Consider the following 22,679-nt stretch of genomic DNA (forward strand, 5'->3'; position numbering starts at 1 on the left):
ACTGGATTTCACGCGGACGCCGAGGCCCGCATGGCCCTCAATCCTCCAGCGTGCCGGAGCGCGCGTCGCCGCTCTTCTTGTCGCCCGCCAGCTTCAACAGATCCTCGCCGGCGCGGATGATGCGGCGCGAGCGGCGGGTCAGGATAAAGCCCGACTGCGGGGCAAACACCTCCGTGCGGCCGTCGATCTCGCCCGGCGCATGGACGATCGTCGCCAAACGGTCGCCCTTCTTGACGCGGTCGCCGGGCTTGACGTCGTAGAGGATCGCGCCCGCCCTGGGCGCCGGCATCATGTCGATGTTTTCCAGCGGCACGGCGGGACCGGCAAACGTCTCGAATTTTTGGATCGACGGATCCTGGATGACGTCGCGCGTCACCAGCAGCCGGTAAAGCCCTTCGGCATCCGAGGCCGCCAGCGCGGCGTCGACGTCGAGTATGCCGCGATATTCGACCGTGGTGACAGCACGCCTGTCGAAGCGCGCAACGCTCGTCGGCACGTTCTGGTAGGGCATGATCGAGGCGCCTTCGAACGTTCCGTCCGTGTCCTCGCTCCACAGCACCACCGCGTCGATGCCCATGGCGGCGGCGCAGTCGGCCATATGCGGCCACAGTCTGGTGTGGATGTAGAGATAGGCGAGACCTTCGTCATCGCAATGGAGATCGAGCACGATATCGCTGCCGAGCGAGAGCTGCACCAGCCGCGTCTTGAGCCGCTGGTCGGCGCCGCCAAGCGTCGTATCCGGCAGAAGCCTGGTCTTAGGCGCCGCAAGAAGCGGGAAGCCGCGGTTGAAGTTGGTCCTCGTGCCGAGGTGGAAACGGCCCTGGTGCTCGCCGAAATGATATTGCGCGCGGCCGATCGGGTTGGCCCAGGGCACGATGGTGATCGGACCCCTGATGCGGCCCTCGACCTCGGCCTTAGCAAGCATCGGCATCAGCGCGTCGATGGCGACGACGCCCGGTAGCTCGCCGGCATGCAGCGCCGCCTGCAGGTAGGCGGAGGGAGCCGCCTTGTCCTTGCCCTCGAAGCGCAAGACCGGAAATTCGTAGACGGTGCCGTCGGCGTCGCCGGCGATGCGCTCGATCGTCTTCTGCATGGGGGCCTCCGAATGAAGAGGCCACCCAAATGCATGTTTGCGGCAGGGATGTCGAGTGGCCCAGCCCGGGCCGTGCCGTGGGGCAACTGCCCGCTACGGCGAAGACGCCGAGCCTGGCTACGGCGAAGACGCCGAGCCTGCTACGGCGAAGACGCCGAGCCTTATTCAGCCGGCTGCGGCTGCAGGATCGTCCGGCGGTCGAGCGCCTGCGACAGCACGGCCACCGCGACGGCCAGAAGCGCCAGCGCCGCGCCCACCAGCGGCAGGTTGGCGTAGGACACGCCCCAGGAGATGGCGAGGCCACCGATCCAGGCGCCGCCGGCATTGCCGACATTGAAGGCGCCCTGGTTGAGCGTGGCGGCCAGGTTCGGACCTTCGGCGGCCGCCTCGACGACACGGATCTGCAAAGGCGGCACGACGATGAAGATCAGCATGCCCCACAGGAAGACGATGGCCACGGCCACGCTGGCGATGGCGCCGAGCTCGGTGAAGATGACGAACAGCAGGGCCATGGCGAGCAGCGTGGCGATCACCGTCGGCATCAGCTTCCAGTCGGCCAGCCTGCCGCCGATGATATTGCCGATGGTCATGCCGGCGCCGAACAAGAGCAGCACCCAGGTGACGGTCGCCGTCGACAGGCCGGAGACGTCGGTGAGGTAAGGCTTGATGTAGGTGAAGACCGCGAACAGGCTGGCGGAGGCGAGCGAGGCGATCAGCATCGCCAGCCAGACCTGCAGCTTGCCGAGGACGCGCAGTTCGCCCACCAGGCCGCCGCCGCTGGGCTCCGCGACGTCCGAAGGCACCAGCCAGGCGATGGCCGCGACCGAGATCAGGCCGATGCCGACGACAGCGAGGAACGTGGCGCGCCAACCGAAGGCCTCGCCGAGCGCCGTGCCGGCGGGGACGCCGAGGATGTTGGAGAGCGTCAGGCCGGCAAACATCAGCGCGATGGCGCTTGCCCGCTTGTTGCGCGGCACGAGGCTCGCCGCAACGACCGAGCCGATGCCGAAGAAGGCGCCATGACCGAAAGCGGTGAAGACACGCGCCGCCATCAAGAGCCAGTAGTTCGGCGCGATGGCGCAGAAGAGATTGCCGACGACGAAGAGGGCGGCGAGGCCGACAAGGACGGGCTTGCGCGGCAGGCGGGCGGTTGCCATGGCGACGATCGGCGCGCCGAAGACGACGCCCAGCGCATAGCCGGTGACCAGAAGACCGGCCGACGGGATCGAGACGCCGAGGTCGGCCGCCACTTCCGGCAACAGCCCCATGATGACGAATTCGGTGGTGCCGATGCAGAAGGATGCAATGGCGAGCGCTAGGATCGGCAGCGGCATGGGATGTCCGGACTGAATCGGTTCAAATTCGAGACTGGCTCCGGATATGCCCGGCGCACAAGCGCCATTGTTGCAACGCAGCAATGCAGAAACGGGAGAACGCTGCCGCTAGGGCATGATCCCGAAAAGTGGGAACCGGTTTTCGGGGAAGATCATGCTTCAACAAAGAGTTGGATCAGGATGGTGATTCAACGAAACGTCATCCTGATCCCGCTTAGACCAGCGGCTTCAGCTCCTGGGCGATGGTCGGCAGCAGCTCCGAGACGGTCGGATGGATGTGCATGGCGCGCGCCAGCGTCGAGATCGGCGCCTTGGCGTACATGAGGTCGAGCACGCAGTGGATCGCCTCGTCGCCGCCCGGCCCAAGCACCGAGCAGCCGAGGATTTCGCCGGTGTCGGCGTCGGCCAAGATCTTCATGAAGCCTTGCGCCTCGCCCTTCTCGACCGCGCGGCCGACACGGGTCATCGGCCGCTGGCCGACCAGCGCGCGGCGGCCGGATTTCTTCACGGCGGCCTCCGTCATGCCGCAGCGCCCGAGCGGCGGATCGATATAGAGCGCATAGGCTTCGATGCGGTCGCTGACCTTGCGCGGATCGTTGTCGAGCAGGTTGGCGGCGACGATCTCGAAGTCGTTGTAGGAGGTGTGGGTGAAGGCGCCCTTGCCGTTGCAGTCGCCCATCGCCCAGATGCCCGGCACATTGGTGCGCAGCTGGTCGTCGACGACGACGAAGCCGCGCTGGTCGACCGCGACACCGGCCTTGTCGAGGCCGAGATCATCAGTGTTCGGAACGCGCCCGAGCGCCAGCAGGACATGCGAGCCCACCGCCGCAGGCTTGTCGGCGGCGAAGGTGACGGCGATGTTGCGGCCTTGTTTGGCGAAGCTGATGTCGCCAGCGCCGACATGGACGGCGATGCCTTCGTTCTCGAGGATGGAGAGGATGGCCGCTGACGTGTCCTCGTCCTCGCGGCCGGTCAGCCGCGGCGCCTTCTCGATCACCGTAATCTCGGAGCCGAACCGGCGGAACATCTGCGCGAATTCGAGCGAGATGTAGCTGCCGCCGACGACGATCAGATGGCTGGGCAGCACATCGAGGTCCATCATCGAGGAATTGGTGAGATAGGGCACGTCGTTGACGCCCGGCAGGCTCGGCACCGAGGCGCGGCCGCCGGTGTTGAGGAAGATCTTCGGCGCGGTGAGCAGCTCGTCGCCGACGCGCACCGTGTCGGCGGTGACGAAACGCGCGTGGCCGCGATAGAGCGTGCAGCCCTTCATGCCGGCGATCCATTTTTCAAGATTGCCGCGAGAGTCGTTGGTGACCTTGTCCTTGCGCGCCTTAATGCGCTTGTAATCCACGCCGACGGGGCCCGAGAGCGCGACGCCGTACTCGGCGGCGCGGCGGGCGAGATGCGCGGCATAGGCGCTCGCCACCATCGTCTTGGTCGGCATGCAGCCGGTGTTGACGCAGGTGCCGCCGATGAATTTGCGCTCGATCAGCGCGACCTTCATGCCGGCGGCCTCGAGCCGGCCGACGAGTGGCGGGCCGGCCTGGCCGGCGCCGATGACGATGGCGTCGAAGCTCTTAGCGCTCATGCGACCGCCGCAACGATCAGCAGGCCGCCGATGATGGCGACTGCATCCTCGATGAAGGCGGCGGGCGGATCCTTGCCGAAGACGGCGGCGAGCCGGCCGCGCGCTTCGGCGCCGCCCAGCGTGCCGATCACCGCGCCGATGGCGCCGGCGACCAGGCCGCCAATGGTGGCGCCGGCCGTGGCGCCGATCACCGCGCCGGAGAAGGCGCCGGTCACGATGCGCGCGCCGAATTGCTGCGGCACCTTGCGGCTCGGCGTCGACGGCAGCTGGTCGGTGACCAATTCGACGATGGCCAGGATGGTGAAGATGCCGACGGCGATCCAGTGGCCCATGAAGCTAGCCCAGGTGCCGGCGACCGGAAGCCAGCCGAGATAAGAACCCCAGGCGACGGCAGCGGGCGCGGTCATGGCGCGCAGGCCGGCAATGACGCCTATCAGCAGTGCAAGAATGTAAAGCATGATCGACCCCCTCAATGAGACACTCGCATGGTCTCGCAATGGCAGGCTAGCATAAGCCTTGCGTTTGGCCACGGGGCTTTTGTCTGACAATCGATCATGCTTTGGCGACTATGCTTGGCGGAAGAGGATATCTGGAGATGTCGCCATGACGACGAGCGAGCGCATGAAGATGGCGGGGGGCGAATGGTATACCTGCATCGACGATGAGCTGGAGGCGCTGCGCGTCGCCGCGCGCGATGCGGTGTTCGAGCACAACGGACTGCCGCCCCGGCAGCGCGGCAATATGGGCCCCGCCTTGCGGGCGCTGCTTGGCGGCGTGGGCGAGGGGGCGCGCATCGAGGCGCCGTTCCACTGTGCCTACGGCTTAAACCTGTTCCTTGGCGATGGCGTCTTCCTCAACGCCGGCTGCACCATCCTCGACACCGCGCCGGTGCGCATCGGCAAGGGGACCCTGCTTGGCCCCAATGTGCAGATCTACTGTGCCGAGCATCATCGCGAAGCTTCCGGCCGGCTGGCCGGACTGGAGATCGCCAGGCCCGTGACGATCGGCGACAATGCCTGGATCGGCGGCAGCGCCGTGATCCTTGCCGGCGTCAGCGTAGGCGAGGGCGCCATCGTCGGCGCCGGCGCTGTGGTGACCCGCGACGTGCCAGCGAACACCACCGTCGTCGGCAACCCGGCACGGGTGGTCACGCGGCGCTGACGCCAGGCGGTTGGAACCGGACCGTCGCTTCAAAGCCATCCTTTTGGCCAGACGCCGGTGAGTTCAGTACCAGCGTCGCACCGACCTGCTGTAAAATCCGATTGACGATCGCCAGCCCGAGGCCGGATCCCGCCGCGCGCGTTGCGCCGCGTTCGAAGCGTTTGACTAGATCGGTCGTGGCGGGGACCACCGGGCCTTCGTTGATCACGCTCAGCGCGACGTCATCGCCGACACGCACGACCACCTGCGTATTCTCAGCTCCGTGCAGCAGTGCATTCTCGATAAGATTGCGCAGGACTATGGCCAGGGCGTCGGGATCAATCGGAACCTGCGTCCTGCCTTTCGCAGGCGCTTCGAGGCGAAGGCGGCCGCGATTTTCACCGTGCTGTTCGAAGTCGCTGACCACAAAAGCCGCGACCGAAGCGAGATCGCTCGCCTTGCCGCCGGCGGCGATACCGGCATCGGCGCGCGCCAATTGCATCAGTTTCTCGGACAGGCGGGCGAGGTGGGACAACGCCGCCTTGATCTGATGCGGCCGCTTTCGACCGGCCTCGTCGGTCGCTTCGGCGATCAGCCGTTCGGTCTGCGCGAGCGCGCCGGCGATGGGCGTGCGCAACTCATGCGCGGCATTCGCGGTGAACTCCTTCTCTGCATCAAGCGCCATATCGAGGCGTTGCATCAAGCTGTTGACGGAGGTGGCTATGGCGGCAAGCTCCGACGGGAGGTCCTCGGTGCGAATGGGCGCGAGATGGTCGCCGTGACGAGCCTTGATCTCGTTGCGCAGCGCGGCTATCGGCCTGAGCGAGTGCGCCAAGGACAGCCAGGCGACGATTGCGCTGAGCGGCGTCAGGATGATCATCGGCACCAGGAAGCCGGTCGCTGCCTCGAGAGTTTCCTCGTTACGGTGGGCGTCCCGCTCGGCGACCTGGACGAAGAGCGAGCCACTGACGGCCGGTTCAGTGTAAACGCGCCAGCCGGCTTGTTCCGAGAAACCTTGAGCAAGGCCCTGGGTCAACGGCTCGACTGGCGCGCTGTAGGAACCCATGAGCACGCGCCCTTCGCCGTTGCGCACCTGGAAGACAAGTCTCCCGCCGTCATCTTCTGAAACGGCTTCCGCAAGCCTGCGCGGAGATTGGGGTTCGTCACGCTCGAACAGATCGTCGATGACCAATGGCAGCAGTCTTCGTGCAGCTTCCTGCATCGAGCTGTCCATGGCTTCGTTGATCTCGCGCTGCAGCGTGTAGCTTCCGGTGGCTGCCGCAACCACTCCGAACGCGACGGTGACCACGATAAGCGCCACAACGAGGCGGCTGACAAGGCTGTCAAATATTCTCATGGAGCTGCCAGGCGGTAACCCAGCCCCCTGACCGTTGTGATCGCATTGCGGCCGATCTTCTTTCGCAGGCGGCTGACATAGACCTCGACCGTGTTGCTTTCGATCTCGGCGCCGAAGGCGTAAAGCGCATCCTCGATCTGGGCCTTGCCGACAGTGATACCGGGCCGTCGCAGGAACTGGTCGAGCACGGCCCATTCGCGGCTGGTCAGCATCGTTTCCTTGCCATTGATGACAACAACGCGGCGAGCCTGGTCGATTTCGACCGGTCCGAGGCGGATCAGGGGGTTGGGGCTTCCGGCGTAGCGCCGCGCCACGGCGGCAAGGCGCGCGGACAACTCGCCGAGATCGAACGGCTTCACCAGGTAGTCGTCGGCCCCGGAGTTCAGTCCCTCAATTCGATCGGAGAGCTGGTCGCGCGCTGTCAGTATGATCACCGGCGTATCGTTGTTCTCGCGTCGCAGCGCCTTCAGAAACTCGATGCCTTTTCCGTCCGGCAGGTGCAGATCGAGCAGCACGAGCTCATAGGAAATGACGTGGAGGTGCTCGCGGCCCTCCGCCAGGGTGGCGCTCCAATCGACGGCATGACCATCGGCGGCGACGTGGTCGCGTACAGCCTCCCCCAACACCCGATCGTCTTCGATCAACAGGACCCGCATCGTTGCCTCCGCCGGATAATGACCGGCCCATGCGGCACGAGACTGACAGCAGCCTGAATGAAAGCCAACCGCGGTCTTTTGGGTGGAGAGAACATTCAGGTTGCTGTCAGCTTCGACAGCCAGGTTCCCCAGCATCGGAATTGGCCGATGGAGAAATCGACATGAAGGGTTTGATCCTGACCGCGCTTGCATTGACTGTAGCCGGCCCGGCTTTCGCCGGCGACAGATGCGATGTGCCAACCAACGAATGGCAGCCGCGCGAGGCGTTGCAGAAGAAGCTCGAAGGAGAGGGCTGGAAGGTCCGCAGCATCAAGACCGAAAACGGCTGCTACGAAGCCAAAGCGGTCGACGCCAACGGCAAGAGGCTGGAAGGCGTGTTCAATCCCAAGACGCTCGAGTCGGTCGGCGCCGATTCCGACGACGGTTGATCGGCATGAACGCCACCGTTTCAGCGCAGGAAACCTCCGTCAGGGTCTGGAGCCCCTATGTTCGCCTCTTCCACTGGTCGCTGGTTCTGTGCGTTGCCGTGGCGTGGCTTTCTTCCGGGGAAATCATGAAGGTGCATGAATTGGCCGGCTATTGCGCCGGGGGCCTGATCGCCTCGCGCCTGATCGCGGGGTTGGCCGGGTCCGGCTATACGCGCTTCGATCAGTTCGTGCGCGGGCCACGCACGGTGCGTTCGTATCTCGCTGACGTGGTGCGAGGCCGTGAAAGGCGGTATCTCGGCCACAATCCTGCCGGCGGCGCCATGGTGCTGGCGCTTGTGGCTTGCATCGCGGGAATTGCGCTGACCGGCTGGATGCAGACCACCGACGCCTGGTGGGGCGTGGCCTGGGTCGAGGACGCGCACAAGGTTCTGGGCAACGGTATCCTGGTGCTGATCGGGCTTCATGTCGGCGGCGTGGTTCTGGCAAGCCTGCGCCATGGCGAGAACCTGGTTCGGGCGATGGTCACCGGCCGCAAGCACGCGCCGTCGCCGCAGGACGTTGCCTGAAAAGCAGGCTCGAGAATGCAAAGGGCGCCGTGTCGATGCGGCGCCCTTTGCCGTTCCATCTCAGGAGGCGCGCGCCATGCGCTCGTCCTGATCGATCCGCCTCGAAAACTCGCGCCGGTACTGCCGCGGCGAGGTCCTGAGCCGCACGGCGAAATGCTGGCGCAGCGAGGTGGCGCTGCCGAAGCCGGCTTCGAAGGCCACCATGTCCATCGACTTGTCGGTCTGCTCCAGCAGCCTTTGCGCCAGTGCTACGCGCTGGTCGGCGAGCCAGTCGCCGAAACTGGTGCCGATCGAGTTCTGGAAGCGGCGCGTGAAGGTGCGGCGCGTGAGGCCGGCCGCCTCGGCGACGCTGTCGAGGCTGTGCGGTTCGTGGAGTGTCGCCCGCACCTGGTCGAGAGCGTGCGTGAACCGGTCGGCGTTCGGTGTCGGCGCAAGCGGGCGCTCGATGAACTGCGCCTGTCCGCCCTGCCGGTGCGGCGAGAGCACGACGTGGCGGGCAAGCCGAAGGGCGGCCTCCGCGCCATAACGGGCGCGCACGATGTGCAGGCAGCAATCGAGCCCGGCGGCGACGCCGGCGGAGGTGATGATGTCGCCCTCGTCGACATAGAGCACGTCGGCGTCGATCGCGATGTCGGGATGAAGCGCTTGCAACCGGTCCGTATAGGCCCAGTGGGTCGTTGCCTTGCGCCCGGCCAGCAATCCGGCGCCGGCGATGGCGAAGGTGCCGAGGCACAGGCCGACGATCAGCGCGCCGCGCCGATGGGCGCGTTGCAGCGCCTCCCCGAACGGCGCGGCCAGGGGAGCCTCGAGATCCTTCCAGCTCGGGATGATGACGATGTCGGCCTCGTCGAGCGCCGAGAGTCCGTGCGGCACGACGATGCTCAGCCCGGCATCGGTATGCACAGGTCCTTCCTCCATCGCGCAGACGCGGAAGTCGAAGCGCGGCAGGCCAAGCTTGGTGCGGTCCGCGCCGAACACCAGGCAAGGCACCGAGAGGTGGAACGGGCTGATGCCGTCGAAGGCGACGGCGGCAACGATCGGATTGTTCATGACAGACATCACCGGTTGAATGGCGATTGTCCCAATTCTTTCGAATGATGTCAATCGGGCCACTTTCTGGCGCTGATGCGGCCGGTTAGCTTTGACCCATCAACCCGGTCGAAAGGAAAACCGCCATGACAGCTCCCGCCACCCAGCCGCGCCGCGCGCTTGTCGTCGTCGATGTGCAGAACGACTACAATGGCGGCAATCTCGCCATCCAGCACCCGCCCTTCGCCGAGACAGTCGCCAATGTTGCGCGCGCCATGGACGCGGCCGCGGCGGCCGGCATCAAAATCGTCGTCGTCAAGCAGATGGCGCCCGAGACCTCGCCGATCTTCGCCAAGGGCAGCCATGGCGGCGAGCTGCATGCCGAGATCGCCAGGCGCGGCCGCGATCACTATGTCGAAAAGACGCTGCCTTCGGCCTTCACCGGCACGGATCTCGAGGCGTGGCTGCGCGCCAACGCCATCGATACGATCGCGGTCGTCGGCTACATGACCCACAATTGCGATCTCTCGACCATCATCCACGCGGTGCATATGGGCTTTGCCGTCGAGTTCCTTTCGGATGCCAGCGGCTCGGTGCCCTATGCCAACAGCGCCGGCTACGCGTCGGCCGAGGACATACACCGGGTGGTGAGCATCGTGTTGCAGTCACGCTTCGCCGCGGTGCTGAAGACCGCCGAGTGGATCGATTGCCTGAAGACCGGCGCATTGCCGGAGCGCGACACGATCTACGCGTCGAACCAGCGGGCCTTGCAGCGGAACGCCGCCTGACCGAGCTTCTTTCGAGCAGCAAAGGCGCCGCCAGACACGGCGCCTTTTTGTTTTGGCGACAATACCTAGAAAGAGCGTGAGCCATTTCACGGACGTCGCTCCGGTATTTTCGGAAAGTCGCCGCGCATGTGAGTAAGCGCGGTTGGCTTTGGGGGCTGGATTGAAGGCGCGCGTTGCACGAACCATGGTCGTCCTGATCCTCGCCGGCGGCGCGGCGCTGCTGCCGTGGCCGGCCTTCGCGCAAGTCCCGCCGCATGCGCCGGGAACGATCTGCTTCACCCAGTTCTTCTGGTGCTGGGCGCAGCCGCCCGGGCCGCCCGGCTATCCCTGCGGCTGCCCGTCGCAATATGGCTTCGTGCCGGGTTATCTGGGCTAGTCGTCGGAGGCTGAGATGACGGCATCCCACGATCCTCTTGTCTCCGGCTTGCTTACCGATGCCAAGCTGGTTGCCGGCTATGGCCGCTACGGCGTGTTCAAGGACAGCGCCCTGTTCGCCGCGATCGGCGATGCGGAAAAGCTCAATGACGCGACCGCAAGCCAGCCCGAGGTCGTCAAACTCCAGACGGTGCTCAACGACTGCGCCAGCACCGTGCCGTTTTCCACCCTGGCAGCGCTGCGCACCGGCTGGTCGCCGGGCGACATGTCGCGGCGGACCGCGCTCGCGACCTATTTCCTCATCGCGCTCTCGGTGACGATGATGATCGTCATCGGCAAGCTGACCTATGTCTACAACAGGGGCGTTGCGATCAACGCGGAACTGCAGGAGATCGACAACAACGATTTCAGCGCCCGGTTCGGACAGTCGATCCGGCAGGTCTGGGCGACGAAGAAGCAATTGAGCTCGGCCACCGCCCAGCAGGCGTCGGCGACCGATCTGACGCTGCTGAAGGACGCCTATTACAATTCCGTCGACAGCCTGCATTCGCTCGACCAGCGTTTTTCCTCGCTGCTGGCGCGGGCGCAGGGGTTCATGACGCAGGAAGCGCCGTTTCCGCTCTGGGGCATGCAATGGGGCTATTGCAAGCTCTCGGCTTCGCCGGCCAAGGCTGGCGCGCCGCTAGATTTCTCGAACCCCAGGCAGATGGCCATAGATCAGTTCTGCGGTCAGCAAATCGCGCTGGCGCAACAGCAAGGCGGGGCAGAGAACAGCCAGCCGCTCAAGCAGTCGGATTTCGATTGCAAGAACAACGGCGACATTCAAGGTGGAATGCAAGCCGTAAGCGCCACCGGCACGGCCGGCCAGGCGGAAGACGTGAATGCGGATTTCGACCAGGCGACACGCGACCTGCAGTGCGAAGGCGTCATCACCATCACACCGAATTCGATTTCGACGCTGACGCTGCAGGCCAAGACGCTCAGCGAGGTCCTCAGCCCTTATGCGTTGTGGATCCTGCCCGCGCTCTACGGCGCGCTTGGCGGCATCATGTTCCACATGCGCATGATCCTGAACCCGCTCCTGCCGAATCCGCCGCTGTCGCGCCTCATCCACCGCATCGCGCTCGGCGGGCTTGCCGGCATGATCCTCGCCTGGTTCATGGCGCCCGGCACCAAGCTCGGCGGCGAGGTCACCGGCATCGGCTTCAGCCTGTTCACCTTCGCTTTCCTGTTCGGCTTCAGCCTGGATATCTTCTTCGCCATTCTCGACCAGTTCGTTTCGATGTCGGTCGCCGGCATCAAGAAGTTCGGCTCGCCCACGGTGGCGTGAAAGCCGGCGAAGCAAAAAGGGCGCCGCGATGAGGCGGCGCCCTTGGTCGTTTCCAGCTCGAAGGATGTTTAGAGCAATTCCAGGAAAAGTGTGAGCGGTTTTCCGTCCGGAATTGCGTAAAAACAAAGAGATAGAGTGGTTCGCCGTTTCCGTGAAACGGTGAACCGCTCTAGAACAGGCCTTCGATCTGACCCAGCTCGTTGAGGAAGATCTTTTCCGAAGACGGCGACTTGGGAAGCCCCGGCATCGTCATGATCTCGCCGCAGATGATGACGACGAAGCCGGCGCCGGCCGAGAGCCGGACCTCGCGGATCGGCACCGTATGGCCGGTCGGCGCGCCGCGCAGGTTCGGGTCGGTCGAGAAGGAATACTGGGTCTTGGCCATGCAGACCGGCAGCTTGCCGTAGCCGGCTTCCTCCCAGGTCTTGAGCTGGTCGCGCACCGACTTGTCGGCGATGGCTTCGGAGCCGCGGTAGATGCGCTGGACGATGGTGTTGACCTTCTCGAACAGCGGCATCTCATCCGGATAGAGCGGCGCGAACTGCGAAGCGCCGGATTCGGCGAGCGCCACCACCTTGTTGGCGAGATCCTCGATGCCGGCCGAGCCCTGCGCCCAGTGCTTGCATAGGATCGCCTCCTCACCCATCGAGGCGACATAGTCCTTCATCGCCTGGATTTCGGCCTCGGTGTCGGAATAGAAGTGGTTGATGGCAACCACCGCCGGCACGCCGAACTGGCGGATGTTCTCGATATGGCGGCCGAGATTGGCACAGCCCTTCTTGACCGCCTCGATGTTTTCCTTGCCCAGGTCTTCCTTCTTGACGCCGCCATTCATCTTCATGGCGCGCACCGTGGCGACGATGACCGCCGCGGCCGGCTTCAGCCCGGCCTTGCGGCACTTGATGTCGAAGAATTTTTCCGCGCCCAGGTCGGCGCCGAAGCCGGCTTCGGTGACAACATAGTCGGCAAGCTTCAGTGCCGTCGTGGTGGCGACGACCGAGTTGCAGCCATGCGCGATGTTGGCGAACGGGCCACCATGCACGAAGGCCGGGTTGTTCTCCAGCGTCTGCACCAGGTTGGGCTGGATGGCGTCTTTCAAAAGCACGGCCATGGCGCCGTCGGCCTTGAGGTCACGGGCATAGACCGGCGACTTGTCGCGGCGGTAGGCGACGATGATGTCGCCGAGGCGCTTCTCGAGATCCTTGAGGTCGGTGGCGAGGCACAGGATCGCCATCACTTCGGAAGCCACGGTGATGTCGAAGCCGGCTTCGCGCGGGAAGCCGTTGGCGACACCGCCCAGCGAGCAGATGATCTCGCGCAGCGCCCGGTCGTTCATGTCCATGACGCGGCGCCAGGCGACGCGGCGGGTATCGATGCCGAGCTCGTTGCCCCAGTAGATGTGGTTGTCGATCAGCGCCGAAAGCAGGTTGTGGGCGGTGGTGATGGCGTGGAAGTCACCGGTGAAGTGGAGGTTCATGTCGTCCATCGGCACAACCTGGGCGAGGCCACCGCCGGCGGCGCCGCCCTTCATGCCGAAATTCGGGCCGAGCGAGGCTTCGCGGATGCAGATGATCGCCTTCTTGCCGATACGGTTCAGGCCGTCGCCGAGACCGACCGTGGTGGTCGTCTTGCCTTCGCCGGCCGGGGTCGGGTTGATGGCGGTGACAAGGATCAGCTTGCCGTCCTTGTTGCCCTTCACCGACTTGATGAACTCGGCCGAGACCTTCGCCTTGTCGTGGCCATAGGGTAAGAGATGCTCGTTCGGGATGCCGATCTTGGCGCCGATCTCCTGGATCGGTTTCTTCTTGGCGGCGCGGGCGATCTCGATGTCGGACTTCACTTCGGCCATGACGGCTTTCCTCTGGATTGGGCGGTGGAAGGGGCGGTTTTGATCATCTGTGCATGTTCGAAACGCCGCGCGGACGCAAGGGCAAGTTCTAACCCTGTCGCTGCCGCGGCGTCAACTTTCATGCAACTATGTTTCCTGCAAAGAAAGAATATTGCTGTTCCCGGCTCGACCCTGCTCGGGTCTTCGGCCCCGGTCGCTTGCGGCGTATAGAAGCCAGAGCGAAGACCGTTCCGCCGTCTCAAAACAGCCGCTGAATACGCGAAAAGCGACAGAAGCGACGGCGCAAATCCACCATCGCCGCGTCGACCCCAGGCGACGCTACTGCGTCAGAACGTTGCTGATCTCGACCATGTTGGAGCGCACCCTGAGAATATAGAAGCCCATCGTCGTCAGATGTGTCGGCAGGAGCCAGCCATCCTCGCGGCCATTGGCGATGATGAAGGGCTGGATGCGCAGCGCCGAGACGAATTGCGCGTCCATCGTGTCCCAAAGGCTCTGCAGGTGCTTTTCCTTGATCACGTCCTCGAAGTCGGCCTGAGCGCCCTTCATCAGCCCGTAATAGGCGTAGAGCTGGCCATAGGCGAACCAGAAGCGGTCGTCGGCGCGGGTATCGAACCAGCCATTGTTGTGGTTTTCGGCGCGTTCCTTGAGGATGGCCGAGGTCGAGCCGATGTCCGAGGCGATGCGGTCGATATATTGCTTCAGATTGTCGGCGCGGGCGTCGAAAGTCGCCTGGCAAGTGGCGAGGCGGGCGTTGAAGGAGCGCAGCTTGCGCACCGCGTCGCGATAGTAGCTTGGCGTCGGCGTCTTCGGGCCGAACGGGTTCAGGCCGAAATACCAGGTGTATTCGTCGAACTGCAGATTGCCGCGGGCATCCTGCAGGTCGGCGTCGATCTGCGAGGTCGTGCGCACGCGGCCGAGATTGTCGGCAAGCTCGGTCGCGGTGCGCCGCACCGCCTGGTTGATGCCGCGCTGGAAGGAAGCCTTGTTGTCCATCCAGGGCGTGTCGTCCCAGTTGATGCCGAACAAGCCGAGCTTGTAGAGGATCATCGACGAGATCCAGGCATTCTGGTTGACGTTGAAGTCGGTCAGGTCAGCCGCGACCTGCGCGATCGCCGAATTGCCGCAGGTCTTTGCCGTATCGGTGCCGGAGCCGGCAGACACCTGCTCGCCCGCCGAGACGTTGCGCTTCTCGAAGGTGTATTTGTCGGGATAGCTCGGATCGAAATTGTTCCACCACTGCGTGGCGTAGAAGAAATTGGCGTAAAGGCCGATGAGCACGACAATGGCGAGCCCGACCACCGCCTTCAGGATCCAGCCGCGCTGGCCGTACCAGCGGCCGACCCACATGAACGGCCACAGGATGACGCCGATGAAGAAGCCGATGCCGCGGCCTATCCATTGGAAGATCTTGGTGAAGAAGTTCACGATCGGGTCGAGCATGGCTGTGGCACCCCCTTAGAGCAGTTCACCGTTTCAAGGGAAACGGCGATCTGCCCTAACCCTTTGTTTTGGCGCAATTCCCGGCGGAAAACCGCCTACACGTTTCCTGGAATTGCTCTGATCAGGATGACGTTTCGTTGAAACGTCATCCTGATCCAACTCCTTGTTGGAGCATGATCTTCCTCCGAAACCGGTTCCCACTTTTCGGGATCATGCTCTAGTCAGTCAGGCCGTAAAGGCGCGCGCGGAACGCCGCCTTGTCCTTCAGATATGTGGTTTTGAGAACGTCCACAACATGGCTTCGCCAGGCGTCGCTGAAGCCGTCATAGTCCTTGTAGAAGCCGGGCTTGTTGAAGACGTAACGCGAAACGAAATCCTGCGGCACGAAATCCGAGATCAGCTGGTTGGTCAGCCAGGCGTCGGGATGATCTGGCTTGGCGCGCACGACCAGGAAGCGCTGGCGGGGCGGTACGTCCTCGATCTTGAGATGGCCGAATTGGGCGATCTCGCGCTTGGCGGCGTTGAGGAAGGGAAAGTTCCCGTCCTGGGCGATCAGGTCGGCATGTCCGTGGATCCAGGTCTGCAGCCAGACCTTGTCGACATCGGTCAAATTGCGATTGGGTTCGGCGTCGCGGATCAGCGCCCGCACCACCATCTCGGCGCGGTGCTCCAGATAGCCGGAAGCCTCGATCCAGGAGGCGCGGGGCAGGTCGAGGCGGCCGGTGGCGGCGAGGAAGCGGAACACCTTGTCGGCGTCGTTGATCGATAGGTAACTCACCTGCCAGGGGCGCGAACGGCGGAAGCCGGGGGCGGCCGGGTCGCTGATCACCGTCGTCATGTCGGGGTCGACGAAGACGTAGAGGCCGCCGAAATGGCTGGTCCAATAGGCATTGTGGCGGAAAATCACCTGGTCGGGCACCAGCGCGTTCTCGCGGATGTCGCCGCAGACCTTGGCAAGATCGACCATGCGCTCGAGCATGGCGTTGTCGCGCCAGGCGTCGGGCTCCTGCTTCAGCCGGTCGACCAGCTTGCCGAGCTCGGCCGCCTTGCCCAGCACGTCCTCGGCCGACAGCACCTTGAACTCGACCTGGTTGATCGACAGCAGGTCCTCGATGTCGTTGACCTTGGGCACCTGGTCCTCGATCTCGCCGTAGATCACGTCCTTGATGGTCAGCGCATCGATGGCGCGCTGGTTCCTGGACATGAACTCGAACATCAGCTGCGAGGTGTTGGAGAAGGCCGTGTGCACCACCGGCAGGTCGATCTGCGACGGCGTCAGGATGATGAAGCGGCGGTTGACCTCGTTGGGATCGAGATAGTCGTAATCGCCGCACGCCTCGGCGATCTCGGGCGAGAAGCCGGTGCGGTCGATCTGGAAGGTCGCAAGCTTGGTTGGCTCCAGGCCGAAGGCGGCAAGCGCCTTGTTGTAACGCTGGATGAGATGCGGCTCGTCAATGGTGAGCAGCCTGCCGTAGATCAGGTCATTGTCGCGCAGGAGATCGGGTTTCTTCTTCACCTATCCCTTCTCCCCGTGAACAGGCAGAAGGTGCCCGAAGGGCGGATGAGGGGCGGCGCGACAGCGCCGAGACGGATGAGGGGTGTTCCAGCGGAGCGAGACGCTGGTGTTCCCTGGAGCACCCTCATCCGTCGCCTTCGGCGACACCTTCTCCCACAAGGGGAGTAGGTGGCGTTGGCGCGCTTCAAGCATTCCACGCCCCCTTCTTCTTCAATTCCTCCATTTCCCGCGCTGCTCTCTCACGCAGCCGGGCGTCGCGCAGCATCTTCTCGACAGCCGCGTCGTCGGACTTGTCGGAATAGCGGAATTCGGAATCGGCGTAGCGGTTTATCTCCTGCATGACCATGTCCATCGAGAACGGCCCGCGCAGTTCCTCGATCATCGCCTTCTTGTCGTCGTAGCTCTTGTGCATGAAGGCTTCAGGCTTCTCGAACCACTCGTCGGGCAGCTCGATGTCCATGGCGCGCATTTTTATCGCGTCGGTGACGTTCTTGATGGCGCGGCCGGTGAAGCGCGGCTCGGCGTCCTTGATCATGTGCAAATAGGTGCCGATATCGGCCATGGTCTTGGGCGCGCCATTCTCCTTCATGTAGCGCTCATAGACCTTCATCAGCCCGTCCTCTTGGGGCTTCTCGTGCTCTTCGTAAGCCTCGCTCACCGCCCGCTGGATCTCCTGCGCGGCATAGAGCTCGTGCTTGCCCAATGGGATCTCGTGGTTCTTGCCGGCAAGCAGCACGAAGATGTCGATGTAGTCGTCGCGGGTCTGCGGACCGTCGACCAGCCAGCGGGCCCCGGCGCGCTGGCGAAGTGCGTCGTCGACGTTCTCGGGATAGTTGGAGAACATGCCGAAGGAGCAGTTGCCGCGCACGACCGTCGAGGCGCCGGCGAAGGCGTCCATCAGCACACCGGTGATCTCCTGCTGGCCGACGGAAGCGCGGTCGTCGGAACGGCGCGCCGCGACCTGGTCGATGTCGTCGATGGTGCCGAAGCCGATGACGCGCGGATTGAGCACGTTGTTGATGAACTGGCGGCAGTTCTGGCCGGACTTGCCCTGATAGGACGAGATCTGGTCGACGCCGAAATTCTCGTACGCAAAGGGGTAGGAGGCGACCTGGCAGTAGCCGTTGACGAGGCCGGCGATCATCTGGATCAGCGTCGTCTTGCCGGTGCCGGGCGCGCCGTCGCCGATGAAGGTGAAGAGGAAGCCGCCGAGCTCGACGAAAGGGTTCAGCTCGCGCTCGAAATCATAGGCCATCAGCATCTTGGCGAGCCTGACCGACTGGAATTTGGCGATGTGGTTGCCGACGACCTCTTCCGGCTTCTTGAAGGTCATCACCAGCGGCTTGGAACGCTTGCCGGGCGCAACGTCGAAGCCGTCGAGGGTGAAGTCGTCGACATCGATGCGGATATGGGCGTTCTCGAACGGGCCGATGCCGTCGAAGCGGCCTTTTCGCGCCAAAAGCCCGTCGATCGCGACGCGGGCAAAGGCGCGGGCACGCGTCGTCAGATCGGAATCGTCTTTCGAGCCGGCGATCGCTTTGTCGAGGCCGGCGACGATCGACTTCACCGCGTCCTGCGGCGTGTCGAACAGGAAGTCGGGTTCGGGGCTATCGTTCGGCGCCTCGCCGTCGCTGTCGATCAGCTGGAACAGGTAGGAGGCGAAACTGAAGGCCGAAACGTAAGCAGAGGCCGACAGAAGCTTCTTGAAGGTCGCCGCCTCGTCGCCTTCCAACGGCGCACGCGCGTTTTTCGCCTGCAGGCTTTCGAGGTCGGAGCCCTCGGCGAAGACACCCGCTATGGCGAGCGCGATCGCCAGGCCGCGCCGGACGCGGTAGAGCAGCGTGTGCTGCGGGATGCTCATCAACTGGTCGTCGGGGTGGATGGCCGCGACCGTCTTCGAAAGCTCGACCTCGCGCGTGCGGCGCACCGAGCCGACCGACACGGTCGAGACGAAGCGGCGGTTGGTGCCGGCGAGCGCGGTGCCAGATTCGCGGGACGGATCCTCCAGCACGACGATGCGGGTGATGAAGCTCTGCGCGGTCGCGCGGTGCTTTTCGATTGCAGCTTCCGAGATCGTTGTCAGGCCGGTGTCCATGAAGGATGCTCCGCGGTTTGACGGTCAGACGTCGCTGATGACCTGTCCGTTGGACAGGATGTGGACCTTGTAGCCGGAAAAGATCTTCTGCGCCTCGCCCGCGGCGTAGAGCGCCTGGTAGGCCTCGTGCGGGATCAGCGCGTGGTTCTCGTAGCTCGACACGCCCTGGCGCGCTGCTTCGAGATCGTCGGTGTTGATGAAGAATTCCTGCGTCGTCTTCTCGCTGGAGAAGAGCCCCTTGCGGCCGGGCTTCTCGCTCTTGGAAAAGACCTCCTGGATGGTCCAGGTGAGCAGCCAGGCATTCTCGGGCTTGCGTACCTTGGCCAGCACCTCGGTCACGGTCGAATTGTTGTCGGTGATGCCGGCCGAATAGAAAGGCCCCAGCACCACGCGCCGCAGCTGCTTGGGGTGCAACGGCTCGAAATCCTTGTCGAGATTGACCGCGATCGTCGCCGGCGAGAGCGTATAGGCCGAATTCTTCTCGGTGAAATCGTCGAAGCGATGGGCAAGCTCGGGGTTGAGCAGGCCGTCGACGGGAAGCGGAATGTCGACGCGTTCATTCAGCTTGCCGGTGCTGTTGTCGACAAGCTGGCGCACCATGCTGTCCGAGGAATCCTCCACCGTCACCATGTAGATCAGCGGCAGGTTTGCGCTGCCGTCGAACGTCGCCCAGTGGACGAGATAATAGGGCCGCATGGTCTTCGGGTTGACCGAGACCTTGGCCGTCTGCGCCAGGGTGAAGGGGCCGAAGGTCGCCTCGCTCTTGACGTCCTCCAGATAGAGCCGCTCGGCCATCGACTTCTGCAACGCCTCGGGAAACTCCTTGTGGCGCAGGATGAAGTCGGCCATCTCCTCGCGCAGCTCGCCGGCCAACGGGATGTTGGCAAGGCGGGCATCGGCCTGCTGGCGGTCGTTTTCCAGTTCGAGCAGGTTCTGGAACACGGGATAGCCGCTGTCGGCGCGCGAGATGCGGAAAGTGTCCATGAAGCCCAACCGGTTGCGCCAGCAGGCAAAGGACTTGTCCAGCCGCGCGATATACTCCGCAACGATCTTGGCGACGATGCCGTGCCGGTAAAGCGGCGAGCGGTCGTCGCGCATGAACACTTCCAGCCCGCTCAGCGCCGCCGTGATGGCGGAGAAATAGCGTGCCGCCGCGTCGTTTTCAGGTGTCATGTGGCTGCCGTGGAAATGAAGTCAGCGGCGCCGCCCAAGCAGGTATTCGTGGGATGCCCCACGAATATCTGCTTGGATCCCTTTGCCTTTCGCAGGTTCTGACCGCAAAACCGTGGGACACTTTTGCGGAACCTGCTTAGGACTGCACGTAGTTGGCGGCGTTGTGCTTCTTCATCACGCCGTCGAAACGACGCGCAAAAGCGTCGTCGGCAAGCTTCTTGCGGCGCTGGATGTCGGCTGAAGCCACCATGTTCTTCTCATGCATCTCCAAGAGGTCGCCGATGTGCTTCTGCGAGGCGGCGCCGATGCCGGCCATCGTCTCCTCGGCCGTGTTGTCGACCTGGCTGCCCAGCGTATTGATCTTGTGGGCGACGTCCTGCTGGGCGGCGGTCTTCAACGAATCTTCCAGCGCCTTGTACAGCACGATGCGCTGCTCGGTGTCGATGGTCAGCTTGTTGATCAGCGTCGACTGCGCGGCGATCTGGTTGTTGAGCGAATCGACGAAGGTCTGGAACATCGAGGTGTAGCGCTCCAGCGTCTGGCTTTCTGCGAGCAGCTCCTGCTCCTTGGCCTGCTTTTCGTTGTATTCCGTCGCCATTTTCGAGCGCTCGCCCTCAAGCTCGGTGCGCTCCTTCTGGGTCGTGGAGGAGGCGATCTTGTTTTCGATATCGAGCAGCAGCGGGTTCAATTCCTCGATGCGCTTTTGAACCGCCTCGAGGTTGGTCATGGTCGTCTTGCGGCGTTCGATCACCTGCGACAGGCTGGTTTCGGAGGTCTTGTAGCGCTGATCGAGGATCTGCTTCTGCGCCTTCAGGATGCCGACGATGGTATCGGACTTCGCCAAAAGCTCCTGCAGGTTGCCGGCCAGCGACATGTTGCGGACGCGGTCGGTGCGCATGCGCTGCTTGCGCTGCGCCGAAAAGACGCCGACGAAGTTTTCCCAGCCGGTGTAGTTCTTCATGCTTTCGAATTCGGCGCCGAAGACGTTGGTGGCGTCCTCGAGCCCGATGATCAGGTCGGCTATGTTGCCTTCCATGACCTTCTGCTGCTTGAGCACGTCCTCGATGCGGGCGTTCTCGATGTCGAAATTGGCGTCGCCGATCTTCTTGTCGGTCTGAGCAAGCGTGTCGAGCACCGTGCCGGACTGCTCGATCTTGGTGCGCATGTCCTGCACGACCTGCTTGGTCTTGGCAATTTCGGCATCGAAATTCTGCAATGTCGCCATTGGGGCCTCCCGCTTCGGCATCCGTTTCCGTGTCGTGGCGGCGAATATATGTGGGGCTTCAAGGGATTGAAAGAAGGAAGACAAGGAGAGGCGTCAAAACAAAAGAATTGGTTAGGTGCTTGAAAGACAAGGCAAGCATGCGCATGACGACCATTAAAGGGTGTCACCGTCGAACAGCTTCAGCTTATATGCCTTAAGCTATTGTTTTCGCGCACGGTCAACGCGATGAAACAGCGCCAGAAAATCTCTGGCGCCGGCAACCAAACCGGTTTCTTCCAGCATCGGTCAGGGTTTCGGGTCGGCCTTGAGATAGGCAATCACGTTGGCGATGTCGTCATCGCTGGTCAGGCCGGTGAAGGCCATTCTGTTGCCTGGAACCTTTTGCTTGGGCGCCTTGAGATATTCGGTGAGGTTTGCTTCGTCCCAGACGACGCCCGCCGCGCCGGCATCCTTCATCGCTTGCGAATAACGGCTCGCGAAGCTTTCCGCCGAGCCGGCCTTGCGGCCGACGACGCCCATCAGATGCGGGCCGACCTTGTCGCGATCCGTCGCCGCCTCATGGCAGGCGATGCAACGGTTGAAGACCTTCTTGCCCAGCGCCGCGTCGCCGCCGGCATGCGCGGCAAGGCCGCTGGCAATCAGGAAGAGCGCGGCGGACGAAATGGCTCGAAGCATGGCTGACCCCGGAGAGTTCTGGCTGTCGGCCTTATAGGGCGAAGCCTTTACAAACGCCACACCCTTGGGCCACGGGCAATCTCCGCGGCTCAGGCCTGCTGCGCCAGGTCGCGGCGCAGAAAATCATGCAGCCGATCGACCGCCAGCGACGTCGACAGCGGGTTGCGCAGGATGCCGATCTCGAGGTCCGGCAACACCGGCAGCCCCTCATTGGCGCCGATGATGCGCAACGACGGAGGCACGCTTCGCTGGGCCAGGCCGGCGACCGCGAGCCCGGCCTGCACGACCGCGACCAACCCGAGCAGGGAGGCGCTGGAATAGGTGCAGCGATAGGATCGGTCGGTACCGCCTAGCGCCTGCAGGACATTCATCCGCGCCGCGCAGCCGGGCTCGAACAGGGCGACGGGCAAGGGATCGGTCTGCCACGCGACGTGGTTGGGCGAGGCGACCCAGACAAAACGCTCCAGTCTGACCACGTCGAGCGGCTGATCCGGCAGACGGGTGACGATCGCCAGGTCCAGCCGACCTTCCGCCAGGGTCTTCACCAGCGCGGTCGATTGCTCGCAGACGAGTTCGACGGTGACCAGCGGGTGGTCCTCGGCAAAGCGTGACAGCACCGGCGGCAGCAGGAAGGCGGCGTAGTCGTCCGGCACGCCAAGGCGCACGCTGCCTGTTTCCTTCGGCCGGGTGACGCTCGCCCATGCCTCGTCGGACAGCTTCAGCAGCCGGCGCGCGTAGATGAGGAAGTCCTCGCCGGCCGCATTGGGGGTAACGGTTCTCGGTCCGCGCACCAGAAGCTGGTTGCCCACCATGTCCTCCAGCCTTTGCATCTGCATGCTGACCGCCGACTGGCTGCGGCCAATGCGAGGCGCCGCATTGGAGAGGCTGCCGCTTTCGACGACGGCGACGAAGGTTTTCAGCAGGTTGAGGTCGAGCGGAGCGGCCATGATGCTATCAGCATATCGAATAGATGCTCACAAATCTATTCGCTTGATTGGAACCATTTCAGCTGGCCA

At 63.8% G+C, this 22,679-nt stretch carries 21 protein-coding genes; 6 read left to right on the top strand and 15 right to left on the bottom strand.

The genetic code is table 11. The features are described from left to right. Window positions 1–37: 37 nt before the first annotated feature. The 4 genes from LB572_RS18295 to LB572_RS18310 form a co-directional block, all read right to left on the bottom strand. Window positions 38–1,093: a succinylglutamate desuccinylase/aspartoacylase family protein gene (locus LB572_RS18295; RefSeq protein ID WP_224668682.1), complete on the bottom strand. Its 1,056-nt coding sequence runs from the start codon at window positions 1,091–1,093 to the stop codon at window positions 38–40. Between the two features lie 161 nt (window positions 1,094–1,254). Beyond that, window positions 1,255–2,427, bottom strand: coding sequence for an MFS transporter (locus LB572_RS18300; RefSeq protein WP_224668683.1), 1,173 nt, complete (start codon window positions 2,425–2,427; stop codon window positions 1,255–1,257). Window positions 2,428–2,641: 214 nt separating this feature from the next. Further along, window positions 2,642–4,018, bottom strand: coding sequence for an FAD-containing oxidoreductase (locus LB572_RS18305; protein ID WP_224668684.1), 1,377 nt, complete (start codon window positions 4,016–4,018; stop codon window positions 2,642–2,644). After that, window positions 4,015–4,476 carry a DUF4126 domain-containing protein gene (locus LB572_RS18310; RefSeq protein ID WP_224668685.1) on the bottom strand — a complete coding sequence of 154 codons (462 nt, stop codon included), beginning with the start codon at window positions 4,474–4,476 and terminating at the stop codon, window positions 4,015–4,017. The genes LB572_RS18305 and LB572_RS18310 overlap by 4 nt, the downstream gene beginning before the upstream one ends. A 145-nt stretch (window positions 4,477–4,621) precedes the next feature. Here LB572_RS18310 and LB572_RS18315 point away from each other — a divergent pair, with 145 nt between their 5' ends. Continuing rightward, window positions 4,622–5,179 carry a sugar O-acetyltransferase gene (locus tag LB572_RS18315; protein WP_224668686.1) on the top strand — a complete coding sequence of 186 codons (558 nt, stop codon included), beginning with the start codon at window positions 4,622–4,624 and terminating at the stop codon, window positions 5,177–5,179. On the opposite strand, the gene LB572_RS18320 is transcribed toward LB572_RS18315, so the two are convergent. Beyond that, a complete protein-coding gene (locus LB572_RS18320; RefSeq protein ID WP_224668687.1) occupies window positions 5,166–6,515 on the bottom strand; it encodes an ATP-binding protein in 1,350 nt (449 codons plus the stop codon). The genes LB572_RS18315 and LB572_RS18320 overlap by 14 nt on opposite strands. Further along, on the bottom strand, window positions 6,512–7,171 hold the full coding sequence (locus LB572_RS18325; RefSeq protein ID WP_224668808.1) for a response regulator transcription factor: 660 nt from the start codon (window positions 7,169–7,171) through the stop codon (window positions 6,512–6,514). Before LB572_RS18325 ends, LB572_RS18320 begins: the two co-directional genes overlap by 4 nt. Window positions 7,172–7,332: 161 nt before the next feature. Between LB572_RS18325 and LB572_RS18330 the strand changes: the two genes are divergently transcribed. After that, the gene (locus LB572_RS18330; protein WP_040989764.1) at window positions 7,333–7,599 is read left to right on the top strand and encodes a PepSY domain-containing protein; all 267 of its coding nucleotides are present in this window, start codon (window positions 7,333–7,335) and stop codon (window positions 7,597–7,599) included. 5 nt (window positions 7,600–7,604) lie between these two features. Then, the gene (locus LB572_RS18335; RefSeq protein WP_224668688.1) at window positions 7,605–8,165 is read left to right on the top strand and encodes a cytochrome b/b6 domain-containing protein; all 561 of its coding nucleotides are present in this window, start codon (window positions 7,605–7,607) and stop codon (window positions 8,163–8,165) included. Window positions 8,166–8,225: 60 nt separating this feature from the next. Here the strand turns inward: LB572_RS18335 and LB572_RS18340 are convergent, their stop codons facing one another. After that, window positions 8,226–9,215 carry a helix-turn-helix domain-containing protein gene (locus tag LB572_RS18340; protein ID WP_224668689.1) on the bottom strand — a complete coding sequence of 330 codons (990 nt, stop codon included), beginning with the start codon at window positions 9,213–9,215 and terminating at the stop codon, window positions 8,226–8,228. A gap of 125 nt (window positions 9,216–9,340) precedes the next feature. Here LB572_RS18340 and LB572_RS18345 point away from each other — a divergent pair, with 125 nt between their 5' ends. From LB572_RS18345 to LB572_RS18355, 3 genes are all read left to right on the top strand, one after another. Next, complete coding sequence (locus tag LB572_RS18345; protein ID WP_224668690.1) at window positions 9,341–9,982, top strand: cysteine hydrolase family protein; 642 nt, start codon at window positions 9,341–9,343, stop codon at window positions 9,980–9,982. 160 nt (window positions 9,983–10,142) lie between these two features. After that, window positions 10,143–10,358, top strand: coding sequence for a hypothetical protein (locus LB572_RS18350; RefSeq protein ID WP_224668691.1), 216 nt, complete (start codon window positions 10,143–10,145; stop codon window positions 10,356–10,358). 15 nt (window positions 10,359–10,373) lie between these two features. Beyond that, window positions 10,374–11,687 carry a hypothetical protein gene (locus LB572_RS18355; RefSeq protein WP_224668692.1) on the top strand — a complete coding sequence of 438 codons (1,314 nt, stop codon included), beginning with the start codon at window positions 10,374–10,376 and terminating at the stop codon, window positions 11,685–11,687. Window positions 11,688–11,856: 169 nt separating this feature from the next. On the opposite strand, the gene LB572_RS18360 is transcribed toward LB572_RS18355, so the two are convergent. From LB572_RS18360 to LB572_RS18395, 8 genes are all read right to left on the bottom strand, one after another. Continuing rightward, a complete protein-coding gene (locus tag LB572_RS18360; protein ID WP_140806760.1) occupies window positions 11,857–13,536 on the bottom strand; it encodes a formate--tetrahydrofolate ligase in 1,680 nt (559 codons plus the stop codon). Window positions 13,537–13,854: 318 nt separating this feature from the next. After that, window positions 13,855–14,979 (bottom strand): DUF2333 family protein, encoded by a 1,125-nt coding sequence (locus tag LB572_RS18365; protein ID WP_140806761.1) that lies wholly within the window; start codon window positions 14,977–14,979, stop codon window positions 13,855–13,857. A gap of 217 nt (window positions 14,980–15,196) precedes the next feature. Further along, window positions 15,197–16,495: a DUF6638 family protein gene (locus LB572_RS18370; protein WP_224668693.1), complete on the bottom strand. Its 1,299-nt coding sequence runs from the start codon at window positions 16,493–16,495 to the stop codon at window positions 15,197–15,199. A gap of 184 nt (window positions 16,496–16,679) precedes the next feature. Then, window positions 16,680–18,590, bottom strand: coding sequence for an AAA family ATPase (locus LB572_RS18375; RefSeq protein ID WP_224668694.1), 1,911 nt, complete (start codon window positions 18,588–18,590; stop codon window positions 16,680–16,682). 24 nt (window positions 18,591–18,614) lie between these two features. Then, window positions 18,615–19,763, bottom strand: coding sequence for a hypothetical protein (locus LB572_RS18380; protein WP_140806764.1), 1,149 nt, complete (start codon window positions 19,761–19,763; stop codon window positions 18,615–18,617). A 136-nt stretch (window positions 19,764–19,899) separates the two neighbouring features. Then, window positions 19,900–20,988, bottom strand: a complete 1,089-nt coding sequence (locus LB572_RS18385) for a hypothetical protein (RefSeq protein ID WP_224668695.1) — start codon at window positions 20,986–20,988, stop codon at window positions 19,900–19,902. Window positions 20,989–21,273: 285 nt separating this feature from the next. Then, entirely contained in the window at window positions 21,274–21,663 is a 390-nt protein-coding gene (locus tag LB572_RS18390) for a c-type cytochrome (protein WP_140806766.1), read from the bottom strand. Between the two features lie 89 nt (window positions 21,664–21,752). Further along, window positions 21,753–22,610 (bottom strand): LysR substrate-binding domain-containing protein, encoded by an 858-nt coding sequence (locus LB572_RS18395; protein WP_224668696.1) that lies wholly within the window; start codon window positions 22,608–22,610, stop codon window positions 21,753–21,755. Window positions 22,611–22,679 lie beyond the last annotated feature (69 nt).

The organism is Mesorhizobium sp. BH1-1-5 (assembly GCF_020165615.1).
In the GTDB taxonomy this organism is placed as follows: domain Bacteria; phylum Pseudomonadota; class Alphaproteobacteria; order Rhizobiales; family Rhizobiaceae; genus Mesorhizobium.